Origin of the sequence: Candidatus Mesenet endosymbiont of Phosphuga atrata (genome assembly GCF_964020175.1) — a bacterium.
Lineage (GTDB): Bacteria > Pseudomonadota > Alphaproteobacteria > Rickettsiales > Anaplasmataceae > Mesenet.
On record NZ_OZ026541.1, the window covers coordinates 1099272 to 1117286 of the forward strand.

Consider the following 18015-nt stretch of genomic DNA (forward strand, 5'->3'; position numbering starts at 1 on the left):
ATACATTAGATAGACTGACCATTATCAGAAATATCATCAACCTTTTTTATTTGAGATTTTACCTGACGCAACTCATTTGCTTCTGCATTGGATTTAACAACGTATAAGGCAACCGGAACTATAACCTCTGCATGTAATTCCACTTTTACTGTATATTCCCCTAAGCTTTTAATCACGTTCTCTGTAAAAGATAAATTGCGATGGTGTATGTTAAATCCCATCTGCATTAAAGCTTCTGCAACATCACGAGCAGTTACTGAACCAAATAGTCTACCCCCCTGTGCAGCGGCTTGTCTAACTAATATTATAAATTTACCATCCAAAGATGATACAATATCTTTAGCCTCTTTTAATTTTTTATCATTTTCTTCTTTAAGGGACAAAAGTTGCTGTTCTAAAGATGCTAAATTTTCCTTTGTAGCAAACACTGCCTTATTATAAGGTATAAGGAAGTTACGAGCATGACCTGCCTTAACTTTAACAGATTCACCAACCTTACCTAATTTTCTCACACTTTCTTTTAAAATTATTGATATACTACGAGACATGTTAAATTACTTATCACAATAAGGAAGAAGAGCTAAAAAACGTGCTCTTTTTATAGCAAGAGCGAGCATCCTTTGCTTTTTCGCAAAGACAAAAGTTATTCTTCTTGGTAATATTCTACCATATTCAGAAATAAATTTGGATAACAAATCCCTGTTTTTGTAATCTATTTCATGCTCTAAAAATCCATCTAAAGCACATTTGTTAGAGCGCTTTGAATCAGAGTAAGCAGCCTGTAGAAAGGTATTAGAACTATTTTTTACATTATTTTTTCTTCTATCTCTATTTATTCTATACATCTTCTATACCATCATTATTTGTTTGAATCATAAAAGAATCATTTTCATGAAATTTATCAACTTTGATACAAAGATAACGTATAATGTCTTCATTAAGTTTTACTTTGCGTTCAAATTCATTCATTGCACTAGGAGAAGAGAATATATTTAACATACAGTAATGACCTCTAGCCATTCTATCAATAAGGTAAGCGAAATCTAAAAGACCCCAATACTCATGCTTTACTAACTCTGCTTCATTTTTTACTAAAATAGACTCTAATTCTTGTATTAAACCACCAACTTCATTTTGAACTAAATTCTGATGAGCAATAAAGGTAAATTCATACGAGCGCTTCTTTGCTACCTTATCTACCGCTAATATTTGACTCATTATTTCCTATCTAAATAACATAATGATTGATTATATAAAATCATTTAATATGATCAAGAAAATTCTATTTTTTTAATCCATCTTAAATCAGATATTTGTTTTATTATATCTTGAGTAATAAGGTAACCATCTTGAAGTTTGATTTCAACACTGTAATCTTGTACAATTACTACAATTGTTACTTTGCTTCTACCCTTGGGTTTAAGTATTAAAGATAACTCAGCAATATTGCTTGTATCTTCAACCTCTATTATTAATTGATTTATCATAGAGGCAACCTTACCCGAAAAATCATATATATTTCTACCTACAAGTCTTGCGTTATCACCTATTACACCTAAATCTATTATAATAGCTAGCCCAACTAAAAATAACTCTCTTTTTTCTTCTATAATTTTATCATCATAAAAAGCTACTTCAGATATATTATAAGGATCCGAGATTGTGACAATAGCAAACCTGCCTCTTTCTGATGTTCTCATGCGAACATTTGATATTATCCCCGCGATTATACCACCTTTATGATTTTTAGTATTGCCAATAAAATTTATCTTTAATTTTTCTAACAATTTTTGATATTTCTCCAAAGGATGGTTTTGCAAATAAAAACCTAAAGCAAAAAACTCTTGCTCTAATTTTTCCTCTTGTTGCCAATCTTCGGTAGATGTTAAATTTGGCTTTGTAACTTCTAAGTTACCAAATAAGCTTGATTGATTAAAATCTTGTCTATTTTGATTAGCAAAATCTAGCAAGGTTCCAACTGAATCATGAAGCTGCTTTCTATTTTTATGAACACTATCACAAGCTCCAGATTTTATGACGCTTTCTAGCAATCTCTTATTTAATAAGTTGCAACCCGTACTATTTAAAAAATCCCATATGTCACTATAAGGTTTTGTACGCTTGTTTGTTATCTCTTGTGCAGCTGAAACTCCAACATTTCTTAAAGCACCAAGTCCGTAACATATTGCTCCATTTTCTATTGAAAATTCAGCTTGGGAATAACTAATATTAGGAGGTAAAATTTTAACTCCACTAAGTTTTGCTGCATTGCAAAACAAACTTAGCTTATCTCTATCATTGATATTTAAATTCATCAAGGCTGTAAAAAACTCAAGAGGATAATTAGCCTTAAGGTAAGCAGTTTGATACGATATTAGTGCATAAGCAGCAGCATGGGATTTGTTAAAACCATAGCCAGCAAATTTTGCTATCAAATCGAAAATATAGCTTGCTCTTTCTGTATCAATACCGTTTTTTACTGCACCATTTATAAAAGTTTTGCGCTGCTGATCCATTTCCTCCTTTATCTTCTTACCCATAGCGCGTCTTAACAAGTCAGCTTCCACTAAACTATATCCAGACATTATGCGCGCCATTTCCATAACCTGCTCTTGATAAATGATAACGCCAAATGTCTCTTTCAGTACATTCTCTAGCATTGGATGGAGGTAATCTACTTTTTCCAGCCCATGCTTACGGGCAATATAAGTTGGAATGTTATTCATAGGTCCTGGACGATAAAGAGAAATTAAAGCAATAATGTCTTCAATACAGTCTGGCTTTAATTTTATTAGAGTTTCCCTCATTCCCGAACTTTCAAGTTGGAATATACCAATTGAATCACCACTTGATAGTAATTCATAAGTTTTCTTATCACTCAAAGATATAGATGATATGTTAAACTTTTCTTCATCTCTATTTATCAAGTTGCAAGTGTGTTTAATGAGAGTAAGTGTACTTAAGCCTAAAAAGTCGAATTTTACTAATCCTGCTTTTTCAACATATTTCATGCTGTATTGAGTAATTGGCAGGTCAGAATTAGGATCGTAATATATTGGTATTAGATCTTCTAATTTTCTATCGCAAATTACAATACCTGCTGCATGGGTTGAAACATGCCGACAAATTCCTTCAAGCTTTAAAGATATATCAAGTAATCTAGAGACAGTCTTATCACTATCACGTTCTCTTTGTAGATTTTTATCCATAGCAATTGCCTGTGATAAAGTAACAGGGTTTACTGGATTGAAAGGGATCATTTTGCATATTTTATCAACCTGTGAGTAAGGCATCTGCATTACCCTGCCGACATCGCGCAGTACAGCTTTTGCTTGCAATTTTCCGAAAGTTATTATCTGGGCAACGTAACCATATTTTTCCTTAACATAGCTAATAACATTGTCCCTACCTTCCTGACAAAAATCGATATCAAAATCTGGCATGGAGATACGTCCTGGATTCAAAAATCTCTCAAATATCAATCCAAATTTTAGTGGATCTAGCTCTGTAATTTGCAGTGCCCAAGCAACAAGTGACCCAGCACCAGATCCTCTACCAGGTCCAACTGGTATTCCATTTTTCTTGCTCCAACAGATAAAGTCAGAAACAATAAGAAAATAACCTGGATAATTCATGGAAATAATTACATCTAATTCATAGTTCAAGCGATCGTAATATTTTCGCTCTGCTTCATCGTCTAAACTATAGCTTGCAAGACGCAACTGCAAACCAGAACTAGCCTGCTCTTTTAATTCATCAGCTTCAGTTTTACCACTAGAGCAAGGAAATTTAGGTAAAATGGGGTCCTGTGCCTTGGGCATAAAAGCACATTTTTGTGCTATCAGCATAGTATTGTTTATTGCTTCTGGTATATCGGAAAATAACTTCTGCATTTCGCTATTGGATTTAAAGTAGTACTCTGATGTGAGTTTATTTCTACTCTCATCAAGCACATAACCACCTGCAGCAATGCAGGTAAGCGCGTCATATGCTTCATAATCATCGCGACTAGCAAAGAGAACACCATTTGTGGCAACTAAAGGAACGTTGTTGCTATAAGCAAAATCTATAAGTTTTTCTTCTACCCCTTCTTTAAAACCATGGCGCTGCAGTTCAACATATATATTACCTTCAAAGAAAGACAATAAATTGTTGATTATGCTGATGCTATCTTTACTTCCTTCAAGTATAAGCTGAGACAATATACCATCATTGCCACCAGTTAAAACTATAATACCATCTCTCAGAGAAAATAAATGATCAATGTCTATATACGGATTATCATTTTGATGCTTACACTTTTTGAATGATTCGCTTACTAAATTCACCAAGTTAATATAACCTTGCTTGTTCTTTGCAAGGAGTAATGCAGGGGCAGTTTTAGTATTATCTAAATACTTAACCATAAGGACGCACCCTATAATTGGTTGTACACCTTTTGCCGCAGCATATTCTGCAAATTCTAGTGAACCAAACAAGTTACCTAGATCTGTAATTGCCACTGCTGGCATATTATTCTGTACACATAGGCTAACTAGCTCCTCAATTTTAATTGATCCCTTAAGTAAAGAGTAAACACTATGAGTGCGCAGATGAATGAACATTATAAAATGATGTAATTATATCAAACCTTAATATAGAAAGTTTATGTCACTAAATCTTATCTACAATAAAGTTGAGCTAAATTCTACCATATTGGAAAATTGGTATATTAAAAATTTTTTACTTTATAATTAAAATATTAATTTAAAATAGTAACTTTTTCTACATGTAAAAACTAAATGCGCATAGTCACAAGAGTAATTAACTTACTTTTTCCTCGAGTTTGCTTGAATTGCAACTGCATTATTTCTGAGAATAAAGATTTATGCAATGAGTGTTATCAAAAGATTGATTTTCTAAATCAAAATTATTGTGATTTATGTGGCTGTATAATCACAAGTAACGCTAACTTGTGTGGAAAGTGTATAGCAGACTCTCCACCTTTTTCAATGTTAAGGTCGGCTTTTGCTTATAATGCAGATAGTAAGAACATGATTATAAGTCTTAAATTTTTTGACAATACAAATTATGTGAAGACTTATGCTCAATGGATGTATGAAAAGAATAGGGATATGTTTATTGGTGTAGATTCCATTATTCCAGTTCCACTTCACAGGTGGCGCTTATTTCAGCGTAAATACAATCAAGCAGCACTACTAGCAAAAGCAATAAGCTGTTTATCAAACGTTTCATGTCAGCTATTTGCTGTTAAACGCTCAATTAATACTCATGCGCAAACAGGGCTTTCAACTAAACAACGTGAAGCAAATGTAAAAAGAGCATTTACTGTAATGGATAGTAATAATGTGAGAGATAAAACTCTACTACTTGTAGATGATGTTGTTACAACAGGTGCAACTGTTAAATATTGTGCACAAGCGTTAAAAAACTGCGGAGCAGCTGAGGTTAGAGTTTTAACTCTAGCAAGGACTACAGCAAGATAAAACGTTTTTGCCTTATAAATTAAATTTTTTGAATTAATTGAGATAGTAATGAGTTTAAAGTATTGAGTCTATTTATTATTGCAATCTATGAAAAAATAATTAACCTCTATGAGCTATATTAATAAATATATTAAGATGAAAAACTTAATGTGGGGTGCAAGGTTTTCTTCTAGTCCAAGTGAAATATTAAAGAAAATTAACTCTTCCATAGATTTTGATAAAAATTTATATGAACAAGACATCAAAGCCTCGATAGTTCATTGCAAAATGCTTGCTAAGCAAAACATTATCAGCAATGAGGAGGAAGAGAGGATTATTTATGGATTAAATAAAATATTAGAGCAGATCACCAGTGGAGAGTTTGTATTTGATGTCGATCTTGAAGATATTCATATGAACATCGAAAATGGTTTGCAAAAGCTGATAGGTAAAACTGCCGGCAAATTACACACAGCGAGGTCAAGAAACGATCAGGTTGCAACAGATTTTAAGTTATGGGTGCGTGATGCTATAGATCAATTAGATGTAAAACTAAGAAATCTGCAAAAAACTATAATTAATCTCGCAGAAGAAAATTACAGTACAATAATGCCAGGTTTTACTCATTTGCAAATCGCTCAACCAATTATTTTTGGCCACCATATGATGGCATATTTTGAAATGCTAAGGCGTGATCGCTTGAGATTTCAAGATGCAAGAAAAAGATTAAATGAATGTCCTCTTGGGTCTGCAGCACTAGCTGGTACTTCGTTTCCTATAGATCGTCATTTTGTAGCAGCAGAACTAGGATTTGACAAACCTACAGATAACTCTTTAGATTCAGTTGCAGATCGAGACTATGCTATCGAGTTTTTATCTAGTGCTTCAATTTGCATAATGCATTTGTCACGTCTGGCTGAAGAGATAATTTTATGGTGCAGTTGCGGTTTTAAATTTATAGAACTTGCAGACAAAATAACAACTGGCAGTTCTATTATGCCACAAAAACGCAATCCTGATGCTGCAGAACTTATAAGAGCCAAAACAGGACGTATTTTCTCTGCACTGAGTACTCTATTAATAATAATGAAGGGATTGCCACTTTCTTACAGTAAAGATATGCAGGAAGATAAAGAGCCTGTTTTTTCTGCAACAAAGGATCTGAATTTGTGTATAGATGCAATGAGTGAGATGTTAAGCAGTGTTAAGGTTAACAAAGATGTTATGAAAAAAGCAGCAGAGTTGGATTTCTCAACAGCTACAGATATAGCCGATTGGTTAGTTAAAAATTTAGATATACCGTTTCGTGATTCTCATGAAATCACTGGAAAAATAGTAAAACTCGCAGAAGAAAAAAAGTGTAAGTTATCTGGGCTTAATTTAACAGAATTGCAAAAAGTAGAGTCAAGAATGACAGGTGATATTTTCTCTGTGATATCTGTAGATAATTCTGTTTCAAGCAAAACCAGTTATGGTGGCACTTCTCCAAAACAAGTGCTTAATACGATTGAAAAAGCTAAGCTATATTTAGAAGGTAATAATGATTAAAGATTATCTAAATAATCTATTATTGAAAATAAAAAAGCTTTTTAAAAATCCTCTATTTATTATACCTCCTGAAGTTGCACATACTTTAACAATTTTCACACTAAAAACTAACATCTTAGATGAGAATATAGAGTTACCAAAAATTTTAAATACTAAATTTTTTAATAATATTGTTAGAACTCCCTTAGGACTTGCTGCCGGTTTTGATAAAAATGCGGAAGTAATTAAGCCTATGTTATCCTTGGGGTTTGGGTTTACTGAAGTTGGCACAGTTACTAAAAAACCACAATGTGGTAATAAAAGGCCAAGGATTTTTCGTCTAACAGAAGATGAGGCAGTAATTAATAGCCTTGGTTTCAATAACAAAGGTGTTAATTATCTGATAAAGCAAATAGACACAAAAGAAGTAAACTCTTGTGTTTTTGGTATTAACATAGGTAGAAATAGCAGTGCAAAAGATCAGATAAGTGATTATGTAGATTTAATAAAAACTATATACGGATTTAGTGACTATATCACGCTTAATATCTCTTCTCCCAACACTCCTAATTTACGAGATTTACATAATAAGGAACAATTATCTAATTTGCTGCAAGCTGTCATTAGCACACGTAAATCTATTGATTATGCGCAGTCTATACCAATAATGTTAAAAATCTCTCCAGATATAGATCAGGAAACGAAAGAAAACATAGCTGAACTAGTGCTACAATACAAAATTGATGGTTTAATTATCAGCAATACAACGATTGGGTGTAGAGATAATTTGCAAGGCTTAAATAAAAAAGGGGGATTAAGTGGAAAACCTTTGTTTAAACTTTCAACACAGGTTTTGAGTGATATGTATAAATTAACAAAAGGTAAAGTATTGCTAATAGGTTGTGGAGGAATAAGCAGTGGGATGGATGCTTATGAAAAAATAAAATCTGGGGCATCGCTTGTGCAACTATACACTGCTATTGTGTATCATGGATTTAAGGTAATAAATAAAATCAACTTAGAACTTGCAGAGCTGTTAGAAAGAGATGGATTAAGTAGTGTTAGTCAAGCGGTAGGCTGCATACATAATTTTCAGCAAGAAAGTAATGAGCCTAATATAAATTCAAAACGCGTAGATTAAAGTTACAAACATTTAGATTGTAAGATGAGAGTAGAAAAAAGAATAAGAATATTAAAAATATAAACTTTAATTATAGGAGGTTTTAATTTAATTGACAATAAACCATATGAAATCAAAATTATATTTTTATACACAGATATGTCGCTACTTGATGCTGCACCAATATACAAACCCTTTAATTATCCATGGGCATATGACGCATGGCTTCAGCAGCAGAGGATACACTGGCTTCCAGAAGAAGTTCCGCTTGCTGATGATGTAAAAGATTGGAAAACTAAGCTCTCAGAAGTAGAAAAGAATCTGCTTACACAGATTTTTAGGTTTTTTACTCAAGCAGATATAGAAGTTAATAATTGCTATATGAAACATTATGCAAATATATTTAAACCAACAGAAATACTTATGATGCTAGCTAGTTTTTCTAATATAGAAACTATACATATAGCAGCTTATTCCTATCTTCTCGACACTATTGGCATACCAGAAAGTGAATATGAGGCATTTCTAAAATATGATGCAATGAGAAAAAAATACGAATATATGCTAGAATTTGAAGAAAGCCAAAAGGGCAATAAGAAACACATAGCTAAAACTCTTGCAGTATTTGGTGCTTTTACTGAAGGGCTGCAGTTATTTGCATCGTTTGCAATACTACTTAACTTTCAACGCTTTGGTAAAATGAAGGGGATGGGGCAAATAATTGCTTGGTCAGCACGTGATGAAACTTTGCATACCAATTCAATAATCATGTTATTTAATACATTTATTAGGGAGAATAGTGAGATATGGAATGATGAGTTTAAAGAAGAACTCTATTCTGCTTGTCGCTCTATCGTTGGTTTAGAAGATGAGTTTATTAAACTAGCTTTTGCTTTAGGTGATGTTGAAGGTTTATCTAAAGAGGAAGTTATGCAGTACATAAGGTACATAGCAGATAGGAGGCTTTTGCAACTTGGGCTGGAGCAAATATATAAAATAGAAAAAAACCCATTACCATGGTTGGACGAGATATTAAATGGTGTTGAACACACTAACTTTTTTGAAAATAGAGTGACAGAATATAGTCGTGCAGCTACTGAAGGAATTTGGGAAGAAGCATTTGCAGATGCTCATGATGGTGATGTAAAATAATGATAAATGCAGAAGAGCTCAAAGATCTTTTAAAAGATACATTAGAGCAAAATAAAGGCAGCGATATAGCTATTTTTGATGTAGGTAGAAAAACTGCTCTTGCAAGGTACATGATTATAGCGTCTGGTAATTCAAATAGGCATGTTAAATCTTTGGCAGAATATACTATAAAAACCCTTAAACAATACGGAAAAATGAACGTTGAGGGGATGGAGGAAGGTAATTGGGTAGCTGTTGGTTTTCGTGATGTGATTGTTCATATCTTAAAATCAGATGTAAGAGAATATTACCAAATTGATGAGCTGTGGAATGATGTGGCTTTATGAGGTCAGAATTTTTAAATTTTATTAAAGATAGGGGATATCTTTATCAGTGTACTAATCTTGATGGCTTAGATAAGCTTATGTCTAGTTCTACTGTAGTGGCTTATATTGGTTTTGATTGCACAGCGCCAAGTCTGCATATTGGCAGTCTAATACAGATTATGATACTAAGACATTTGCAGAAATTTGGGCATAAAGCAATAATTTTACTTGGTGGTGGTACAACAAAAATCGGTGATCCAACCGGTAAAGATAAAGCACGGGAAATCCTTGATGAAAACACAATTAGTAGCAACACCAGTGGAATAAAAAAAACGTTAGAAAAGTTTATATCTTTAGAAGATGCCACTTTGGTAAACAATGCAGATTGGTTAAACAGTTTAAAATATATAGATTTTCTACGCGATGTAGGTGTACACTTTTCCATAAACAGAATGCTTAATTTTGACAGCGTCAAAACTCGCTTGGAGAGGGAGCAAAGCTTAAGTTTTTTAGAGTTTAATTACATGTTACTACAAGCCTATGATTTTGTTGAACTGAGTAGAAATTGCGGATGTCGTTTGCAGATTGGTGGGTCTGACCAATGGGGTAACATAGTAAACGGTATTGAACTTGGGAGTAAGTTAAACTTACCTGAACTTTTTGGCTTAACTACACCACTAATTATGACCAATGCAGGAAAAAAAATGGGAAAAACTGCAGGAGGTAAGACTATATGGCTTGATAGTGAAATGTGCTGTTCGTATGATTACTGGCAATATTTTCGCAATATAGAAGATAATAATTTAGGTTATTTTTTACGACTGTTTACAGAATTATCACTCGATGAAATAAAGGAATTAGAGTTTCTAAAAGATCAAGAGATTAATGAAGCAAAAAAAATTCTTGCAACAGAAGCAACAAAAATATGTCATGGGAAAGATGCTGCTCAAGATGCAGAAAAAGCTGCAGTTGCTAATTTTGAAAATAAAGATAGCTCTTTGTTACCAAATGTTTACATAGAAAAGCAAAAAATAGGAGATGTTGGTATATCAGCAGTAGAATTATTGCACATTACCTGTCTTGTGGGGTCAAAAGGAGCAGCGAAACGTTTAGTTGAAGGTGGTGGATGTAAGATAAATGATGAAGTTATAAGTAATTCAAATCAACTAGTTACTTTGGAAGATTTTGATGCAAGTGGGTTTATTAAATTATCTATTGGGAAAAAACGTCATATTAGGGTTACTCTGCTTTTCTAGAATTTTAAAAATTATCAATTGATTATCTCAATTTTCCATCTTTAGCCTTTCTATTTGAAATTTAAATCACGCTTGTATTGCTTCTTCCTTACGGTTCACTTTTTAGATCAATTATTTAAACCAATATCATGTTAAGCGTAGGAATTGAAGTGGTAAAGCAACAGGCAAAAATATCTCCTCAAAAATGTGGGATATATAAGATGCTGGATGTTCATGGTAATTTTCTTTATATTGGTAAGGCAAGGAATCTAAATATAAGGCTTGCTGATTATTTAAGAACTAATACATTAGCTCGGCGTATTAGAAACATGATTGCTCAAATTGCAAATATTGAAATTATAGTCACTCAAAATGAAGCTGAAGCTTTATTACTTGAAGCACAGTTAATAAAAGCGCTAAAACCGCGTTATAATATAATGCTAAAAGATGATAAATCTTATCCATATATTGCCATCTCTCAGCATGAATACCCAAGAATTAGCAAGTATAGAGGACATTTAAAAGATGGATATTATTATTACGGTCCCTTTCCTTCTGTATCTGCTGTAAATAATGTAATTATTTCTATTTGTAAGACTTTCTTATTACGTACGTGTTCAGATAGAAATTTTTCTTCAAGAGCTAGGCCATGTATTGAGTATCAAATAAAACGTTGCTCTGCTCCTTGTGTGCAGAAGATATCACAAATGAATTACATAAGCTCAGTTAAACAAGCACAGAAAACGTTATCAGGCAGAAGTAAGGAAGTGCAAACGCAGCTGCTTACTGCGATGAAGCAGCACAGTAAAAATATGAATTATGAGTTAGCTGCGGTGCTGCGAGATAGGTTAAGATCGCTGCAGGCAATTCAGATGAAAATAATTGATTTTTGTTTTCCTGAAGATGCAGATTTTATCGGTATTGCTGAAAAATTAGATAGCTTCTGCGTTCAAGTTTTGTCATTTAGAAATGGATATAATTATAATAGTACTCCCTATTTCCTTTATGAAAATAACAATGTGACTGGCGATGAAATTTTAACTGCTTTTATCATGCAGTTTTACAAAATTAACATTCCAAACAAAATTTTTACTCATTTAAGTGTTAATGAACCTGATGTGATGAGCCAGGCGCTCAGCAAAATTGCTGGACACCAGGTGGAAGTATTGTGTGCAAAAAATGACGCAGAGCTTAAGCTACTTGAGTTTGCAAATAACAATGCTGAGCAAACTCTTATAAGTAAGTCTTTAACATCTACAGAAACTTTAGAAAAATTAAAAGGTATAGTTAGAGTTTTTTCTTTATCTTATATTCCAGAGCGTATTGAGGTGTATGACAATAGTCATATATCTGGTAATCAGCAGATAGGAGTAATGATTGTTGCAGGGAAGGATGGTTTTTTGAAGAATGAGTATAGAAAATTTTCTATAAATACAAGTAAAAAAAGTGATGATTATGCAATGATTGAAGAAGTGCTTAAAAGAAGATTCTCTGGTAAAATAAAAAATGTTGCACCAGACCTTTTGCTCATTGATGGTGGACCAGGCCATCTCTCGGTAGTGAGCAATACATTAAAAAAATTGCAGCTAAATATTCCTTTTGTTTGTATGGCCAAGGGACATGATCGCAACGCGGGGTGCGAAAATTTTTATATGTTAAACAGAGGAGCTTTTACTTTAAAGAAAGATGATAAGATCATGCTTTATTTGCAATTTTTACGTAATGAAGCTCATCGTTTTGCTATAACAACACATAGGAAGAAGCGTGATAAGCTTTTTATATTATCGCAACTAAATAAAGTTCCAGGTATTGGTAAAAGTAGGAAAAAAGCATTGCTTTCTTACTTTGGTTCTGTGCAAGCAATAAAAGATGCCTCGCTGCTTGATATTAAAAACGTTCCTGGGATTAATGCAAAGTTAGCTAAAATAATATTTGATTATTTATCGAATAATGTGTACTAGACAGAACATAATCTATAGCTAACCCAAGTAAGATTTCCCTAATTCTTGAAAAATAAAATTGATGGCACCATTAATATTTGGCCAAAAAGTCAGCAGCACTTTTCGTACTGAATGCTTAACCGCAAACCAAAAATGTTCAATTGGATTGAGATCAGGGGAGTATGGTGGCAAAAATAAAACTTTGCATCCAGCATTTTCAATTAATTCTCTCACTCTTTCAGACTTATGAAAGCTTGCATTATCAATATTTGTCCTTGCTTCAGTATTGGAATAAGTATATTTCTAACGTATATTGTAAAAACCTGACTGTTACAATAACCTTCAAATACACATGGTCCTTTACATTTTTCCTTCGTTTAGAGCTCCAATTATACTGATCCTTTTTCTCTTAAATGCAGGTTTATTTGCGTATAACCTTTTCCCTTTTTTAGCCCAACCATAGGCATAAAATTCATTGTCTTCAATACCTGATTCATCTATGAATACAACTTCTCTATTTCTGCTATTTTTTCTATAAACTTTCTATCTCATTCCTTTCCTGATAGAGAAAGGTTTTTTTATATGTATACCCCTCTTTTTTAAGATAGTTGTATGCAGTATTTTTGCACATTTTTCCAAATCTTTTAATTATTCGATCAGTTCTGATCTTTTTGTAAAAATTCGGTAAATTCACTCAAATCTTTTATTTTATGACTATGCCCTTTTTAGAAGAAGGTCCTATATTACCAGATTCTTTTTCTCCATAAATATATCGTCTTTACGTTTAATTTAAATGTCTCACCTATTTCCTTTAGAGTTACTTTTTTCTCCTCAACTGCTTTTAAAACACGTTCTCTCAAATCTTTACTTTGGCATATCCTTCCTTTTTATTGCTTAACTTTAACCTATTCCTTCTTTTAGGTAAATCTATATTGGATTAGCTATAGAACCGGTGCCATTGCTGAATTTTTAAGGCTGGTATTACAAAAAGAAGGAAATTTTGACTTTAATAAAAAAATGGCAATACAAGATTATGGCTTTATTGAGGGAGGTAATGATGCATTAAATCTTAGTGTTGTATGTAAGTCTATTAACGCAGAAGCTAGACAGCATGCAAATATTAACTTAAAAAAATGTGAAAGAAAAATTACCACATTACTCACTCAACTGAAAGGAATAGAACATTTAGCAGAACATCAATATATGGAGAGATAATAGAAATTTCCTAATTATTCAAATCATAAAACAGTTGCTGTGAGCAGGATTTAAAAATTTTTGAAAAAATAACAAAATTCCGCTAAAATTCTGCTTCCATGATTGTGAATGTATATGATATAAAGAGAATGCCAATCTGGAGAGATCAAGGCTGTAGAGGCGGCCTTTAAAGTGGCAGATGTATAGGAAAAAAAGATCTGAATATATTGAATAGGATCTTTGGCGACCTACTGAATAGTTTTAGCTATTTTAAGATTTTTTCTTAAAACAAGATTGATACCTTTGTGGTCATATGCTTTAAAACATACGACTATAGCGCTTCCAATTATCAATTGGTAGTCCTCTCATGGTGGGAATCCGTGAAAAGGGCTAAAAACGCTCCTCTCTCTGATGTTGTACACGTGCTTTTTCTCCAGATTGGCACTAAATCAACAATAGGTCGATTAAAAAATCAACACAATATATCCAAAATAAACAATAACTCAGTAAAAATTCTACTTAATATTTTAATTTTTCCTTTTTAATTACAGGAGTATGAGATGGGATAGCAAAAATTTCTTGAATTTGCAAGATTTATATCATTTTAAGTAATCTCTTGCTTGAGAGGTTAAAATACGTCCTCTAGGTGTACGTTGCAGAAAATTTATTCTAATTAGATAAGGCTCAACAGCTTCTTCAAGATTTCCTTTATCTTCAGATAGCGCAACTGAGATAGTATCAATCCCAACTGGATCTGCAGAGTTAGCAATAAACTTTAAGTAATTAATGTCCAGCTTGTCTAAACCCATTTTATCAATTCCAAGTTTTTGCAGCGCATAATCTGCAATACTATGTGTGATTGTATCGCTGCTATTTTGCAAAAAATCCCTAATTCTTCTTAGTAATCTTAAAGCAATTCTTGGTGTGCCACGGGCACGATTTGCAATTTCTTGCGCACCTTCATTATCAATGCTAGTAGATAATAAGCTTGCTCCTCTTTTTATTATACTAATAAGCTCTTCGAATGAGTAAAATTCTAAATGCACTGGAATGCCGAAGCGATCTCTTAAAGGACCAGAAAGCAAGCCAAGACGTGTTGTTGCGCCAACTAAAGTAAATGGTGGTATATCAATTCTCAAAGTTCGTGCGGAACATCCTTCCCCTACTATTATATCAAGACAATAATCTTCCATCGCAGTATAAAGTACTTCTTCTATGTTACTGCTAAGTCTGTGGATCTCATCAATGAAAAGAACATCTTTTGCTTGTAGGTTAGTAAGTATTGCTGCTAGATCCCCAGCTTTACTCAGTAAAGGGCCAGAGGTTGCACGAAAACTTGCCCTTAATTCTTTTGCTATTATATGAGCTAAGGTTGTTTTGCCAAGCCCTGGTGGACCATATAGCAATACATGATCCATAGCTTCACCTCTTGCATAAGCAGCGCTCACAAAGATTTTTAAATTCTGTATTGCATTTTTTTGTCCAGTGAAGTCATCTAATTTTTCCGGTCTAATATTAACATTGCGTACATCTTCCTCATGTTCATTTCCAGATAATATGGACTTCATAGATACAAGTAGCCGATTTAAAAACTAATTTCAGATTTTGCTTCTATGCTACTGATATTTCTCTGAAAAGCAATTAGTTTACTAACCAAAAATGTCTATATAGTAACATTTATTAGATTGAAGTACTCGGAATAGGCATTAATTCAGAAGATGGAACAATGTTAAAATTCCTCATGTTCCTAGTATTTTTTAACTCATTAATCTCTAATATACTATTATGCTGTACTTGATTATCAACATTAATTTGAGTAGCAATGTTTACTGATTCCATACTTGAATTCTTATTAATATAGAATGCTTTTCCTTTATCGCCAAAGCATACCACAAGTACACAAAACATAAGTATCACTGTTGCCATAGCAGCGATAAAAAGGGCTGCTTCTTTCATACCAAGCAGAAAGCAACAAGCAGCTCCTATAGTAAATGGTGATGTAAACGCTATAATAGCACATAAAGCTTTGCCTTTATCTTGTAACTTACAGTTATGAGCTTTATTAACATCTTTAATTGTGGTAGAAGAAAGAGTGGATACTTCAGTATTATCTAACTCAAGAAATTTTATTATTTTTCTATTTTTTCTTATTTCTGCATAATTTAATGGCGTCCTATTAGAATAATCCCTTGCATTAGTATCAGACCCTACTTTGATAAGATGCATAGTGGCATCAAATCTATTATCCATAACGGCAATGTGCAAAGGGGTTATTTTTTCACAATTTTTTGCATTAACATCAGCTCCTACGTTGATTAATAGCTTAATCATATCAATATTGTTTTTTACAATTGCAATATACAAAGCTGTGTAACCTTCACTATCTCTGATATTAACATCAACCCCCAGACTTATCAAAAGGATAGCCATACGCATGTTATTATCGGCAACAGCTATGTATAAAGGTGTTCTGCCAAGTTTATCTTTTTTGTCAATCTTAGCTCCTACTTTTACAAGTAGTTCAACCATATTTGGATTGTTTCTCTCAACAGCAAGATGTAATGCTGTAAGCCCAACACTAGACCTTAGATTAACATTAGCGTTTAGGTTTATAAGAAGCCTAGCTGTATTTATATCATTATTGAAAACAGCAAGATGCAATGGTGTATATCCTTCATCGTTAACCTCATCAATATCTACTTTTAAGATAGTAACTAGTAATTCAATAGTTTCTAAATTGCTATAAAAAGCAGCTATATGTAGGGGTATGCAACCAAAGTAATCTTCTTCATTAGGGTAAGCACCTCTATCTGTAAATAAATTAATAATAGATACATCATTATTTGCAGCAGCAAGATGCATAGGTGTCAATCCAAGATAACCTCGCACATGAACATCAGCTTCTTCCTCTATTAGGAAAGTGGCAGTACGTATGTCACGGCTATAAATTGCACAGTGCAAAAATGTGTTACCGTATTGGTTTTGTGTATCAAGTATTATACCATACTTAGTAAGTACTTTATTAAGCTCATCACTCAATTCTTGTTTGTCTAAGTTACTGTTATGTGCAATTTGACATATCTCATTGTAGCACTTATCATATTCAATTATACCCATGTTAGCATCCTTTCTTTGTAATTGATGGTTCATACTATAACTAGTATAAAATTGTTAATTTGCAAAAAATTTAGATTGATCTCTAAATTTTTCTAATTAGGGATAACGTTTTTCAGTAAGTATTAAGTGAATTAGAGATAAATCACAAAAGAAGTTGACATATAAGCATAGAAATCTAATAATTTAGTTAATTTTTAGAATTTGATGTTTTATGGGAAATAAAATAGGCAGAAAATATGGTGTTAGTCGTAGGTATGGTGTGAATCTATGGGGGCAAGCTAAAGACCCAGTAAATTCACGCAAGTATCCGCCAGGAGAGCATGGTACTTCTGGTTTTAAGAGGCTTTCTGATTTTGGAAAGCAGTTTGCTGCACATAAAAAGCTTAAGGCTTACTATAATTTACGTACTAGCAGACAATTTAAAAATACATTTGTAAAAGCAAAGAGAATGGTAAAGAAAGTAGGTAATATAATAGATAGTTTTACTGGCCTACTTGAGTCACGTTTAATGTCGGTATTGTATCGCTCTGGGCTTGCATCAACAATTTTTACGGCTAGACAATTTGTGTCTCACAGTCATGTAACTGTTAATGGTAAAATGGTAAATGTTGCTAGTTATACGGTTAAATCTGGTGATCTTATAAAAATTAAGAAGAAGTTAATTCACTCAAATGGAAAAAAGGAATCAGAAGTCCAGTCGGGAATACTTGAATCATCCTCTTATTTAAAGGTAGATTCTTGTGTTGAGGATAAACAAGAATATTATACAATAGAATACTTAAGAATGCCAAAATTTTCTGAGATTCCTTATCCAATTGATATGGAAATCAATTTGATTGTTGAGTTTTTCTCAAGGTAATATTGCCCGTGTGGCGGAATGGTAGACGCAGCGGACTTAAAATCCGTGGGTTATTGCAACCTTGGGAGTTCAAGTCTCCCCGTGGGCACCATTTATGTGGT

General features: G+C 33.0%; 14 protein-coding genes, 1 tRNA gene and 2 pseudogenes. 10 read left to right on the top strand and 7 right to left on the bottom strand.

The genetic code is table 11. The features are described 5' to 3' along the window. Nucleotides 1-5: 5 nt before the first annotated feature. From rplI to dnaE, 4 genes and pseudogenes are all read right to left on the bottom strand, one after another. Nucleotides 6-548 carry a 50S ribosomal protein L9 gene (gene rplI / locus AACL09_RS05330; protein WP_339047556.1) on the bottom strand — a complete coding sequence of 181 codons (543 nt, stop codon included), beginning with the start codon at nt 546-548 and terminating at the stop codon, nt 6-8. A gap of 6 nt (nt 549-554) precedes the next feature. Continuing rightward, nucleotides 555-719: pseudogene (rpsR, locus tag AACL09_RS05335) on the bottom strand (30S ribosomal protein S18); the annotation flags it as partial. A gap of 118 nt (nt 720-837) precedes the next feature. Next, nucleotides 838-1218, bottom strand: coding sequence for a 30S ribosomal protein S6 (rpsF, locus tag AACL09_RS05340; protein WP_339047558.1), 381 nt, complete (start codon nt 1216-1218; stop codon nt 838-840). A gap of 53 nt (nt 1219-1271) precedes the next feature. Beyond that, nucleotides 1272-4604 (bottom strand): DNA polymerase III subunit alpha, encoded by a 3333-nt coding sequence (dnaE, locus tag AACL09_RS05345; RefSeq protein ID WP_339047560.1) that lies wholly within the window; start codon nt 4602-4604, stop codon nt 1272-1274. A gap of 177 nt (nt 4605-4781) precedes the next feature. Here dnaE and AACL09_RS05350 point away from each other — a divergent pair, with 177 nt between their 5' ends. The 7 genes from AACL09_RS05350 (at nt 4782) to uvrC (ending at nt 12765) form a co-directional block, all read left to right on the top strand. Then, nucleotides 4782-5486 carry a ComF family protein gene (locus AACL09_RS05350; protein ID WP_339047562.1) on the top strand — a complete coding sequence of 235 codons (705 nt, stop codon included), beginning with the start codon at nt 4782-4784 and terminating at the stop codon, nt 5484-5486. A gap of 135 nt (nt 5487-5621) precedes the next feature. Then, nucleotides 5622-7013, top strand: coding sequence for an argininosuccinate lyase (gene argH / locus AACL09_RS05355; RefSeq protein WP_339047564.1), 1392 nt, complete (start codon nt 5622-5624; stop codon nt 7011-7013). Continuing rightward, on the top strand, nt 7006-8133 hold the full coding sequence (locus AACL09_RS05360; RefSeq protein WP_339047566.1) for a quinone-dependent dihydroorotate dehydrogenase: 1128 nt from the start codon (nt 7006-7008) through the stop codon (nt 8131-8133). Before argH ends, AACL09_RS05360 begins: the two co-directional genes overlap by 8 nt. Nucleotides 8134-8271: 138 nt before the next feature. Further along, nucleotides 8272-9264, top strand: a complete 993-nt coding sequence (locus AACL09_RS05365; protein WP_339047568.1) for a ribonucleotide-diphosphate reductase subunit beta — start codon at nt 8272-8274, stop codon at nt 9262-9264. After that, on the top strand, nt 9264-9590 hold the full coding sequence (gene rsfS / locus AACL09_RS05370; protein WP_339047570.1) for a ribosome silencing factor: 327 nt from the start codon (nt 9264-9266) through the stop codon (nt 9588-9590). The genes AACL09_RS05365 and rsfS overlap by 1 nt, the downstream gene beginning before the upstream one ends. Further along, complete coding sequence (gene tyrS, locus AACL09_RS05375) at nt 9587-10825, top strand: tyrosine--tRNA ligase (RefSeq protein ID WP_339047572.1); 1239 nt, start codon at nt 9587-9589, stop codon at nt 10823-10825. Before rsfS ends, tyrS begins: the two co-directional genes overlap by 4 nt. A 128-nt stretch (nt 10826-10953) precedes the next feature. Continuing rightward, nucleotides 10954-12765: an excinuclease ABC subunit UvrC gene (gene uvrC, locus AACL09_RS05380; protein WP_339047574.1), complete on the top strand. Its 1812-nt coding sequence runs from the start codon at nt 10954-10956 to the stop codon at nt 12763-12765. 18 nt (nt 12766-12783) lie between these two features. Here the strand turns inward: uvrC and AACL09_RS05385 are convergent. Further along, a pseudogene (locus AACL09_RS05385) lies at nt 12784-13245 on the bottom strand (IS630 family transposase). Between the two features lie 516 nt (nt 13246-13761). Between AACL09_RS05385 and AACL09_RS05390 the strand changes: the two are divergent. Then, nucleotides 13762-13959, top strand: coding sequence for a hypothetical protein (locus tag AACL09_RS05390; RefSeq protein WP_339047576.1), 198 nt, complete (start codon nt 13762-13764; stop codon nt 13957-13959). 578 nt (nt 13960-14537) lie between these two features. On the opposite strand, the gene ruvB is transcribed toward AACL09_RS05390, so the two are convergent. Both ruvB and AACL09_RS05400 read right to left on the bottom strand, forming a co-directional pair. Then, nucleotides 14538-15506, bottom strand: coding sequence for a Holliday junction branch migration DNA helicase RuvB (ruvB, locus tag AACL09_RS05395; RefSeq protein ID WP_339047578.1), 969 nt, complete (start codon nt 15504-15506; stop codon nt 14538-14540). A 112-nt stretch (nt 15507-15618) separates the two neighbouring features. Then, nucleotides 15619-17088, bottom strand: coding sequence for an ankyrin repeat domain-containing protein (locus AACL09_RS05400; protein WP_339047580.1), 1470 nt, complete (start codon nt 17086-17088; stop codon nt 15619-15621). A gap of 178 nt (nt 17089-17266) precedes the next feature. Here AACL09_RS05400 and rpsD point away from each other — a divergent pair, with 178 nt between their 5' ends. Further along, nucleotides 17267-17914 carry a 30S ribosomal protein S4 gene (gene rpsD / locus AACL09_RS05405; protein ID WP_339047582.1) on the top strand — a complete coding sequence of 216 codons (648 nt, stop codon included), beginning with the start codon at nt 17267-17269 and terminating at the stop codon, nt 17912-17914. A 4-nt stretch (nt 17915-17918) separates the two neighbouring features. Beyond that, nucleotides 17919-18005: transfer RNA gene (locus tag AACL09_RS05410), tRNA-Leu, on the top strand. Nucleotides 18006-18015 lie beyond the last annotated feature (10 nt).

Coding starts and splice junctions, on each gene's coding strand:
- tyrS (WP_339047572.1), top strand. CDS start 9,587: ATGAGGTCAGAATTTTTAAATTTTATTAAAGATAGGGGATATCTTTAT.
- AACL09_RS05390 (WP_339047576.1), top strand. CDS start 13,762: ATGGCAATACAAGATTATGGCTTTATTGAGGGAGGTAATGATGCATTA.
- uvrC (WP_339047574.1), top strand. CDS start 10,954: ATGTTAAGCGTAGGAATTGAAGTGGTAAAGCAACAGGCAAAAATATCT.
- AACL09_RS05350 (WP_339047562.1), top strand. CDS start 4,782: ATGCGCATAGTCACAAGAGTAATTAACTTACTTTTTCCTCGAGTTTGC.
- rpsD (WP_339047582.1), top strand. CDS start 17,267: ATGGGAAATAAAATAGGCAGAAAATATGGTGTTAGTCGTAGGTATGGT.
- rplI (WP_339047556.1), bottom strand. CDS start 548: ATGTCTCGTAGTATATCAATAATTTTAAAAGAAAGTGTGAGAAAATTA.
- argH (WP_339047564.1), top strand. CDS start 5,622: ATGAAAAACTTAATGTGGGGTGCAAGGTTTTCTTCTAGTCCAAGTGAA.
- rpsF (WP_339047558.1), bottom strand. CDS start 1,218: ATGAGTCAAATATTAGCGGTAGATAAGGTAGCAAAGAAGCGCTCGTAT.
- AACL09_RS05400 (WP_339047580.1), bottom strand. CDS start 17,088: ATGAACCATCAATTACAAAGAAAGGATGCTAACATGGGTATAATTGAA.
- dnaE (WP_339047560.1), bottom strand. CDS start 4,604: ATGTTCATTCATCTGCGCACTCATAGTGTTTACTCTTTACTTAAGGGA.
- AACL09_RS05360 (WP_339047566.1), top strand. CDS start 7,006: ATGATTAAAGATTATCTAAATAATCTATTATTGAAAATAAAAAAGCTT.
- rsfS (WP_339047570.1), top strand. CDS start 9,264: ATGATAAATGCAGAAGAGCTCAAAGATCTTTTAAAAGATACATTAGAG.
- AACL09_RS05365 (WP_339047568.1), top strand. CDS start 8,272: ATGTCGCTACTTGATGCTGCACCAATATACAAACCCTTTAATTATCCA.
- ruvB (WP_339047578.1), bottom strand. CDS start 15,506: ATGAAGTCCATATTATCTGGAAATGAACATGAGGAAGATGTACGCAAT.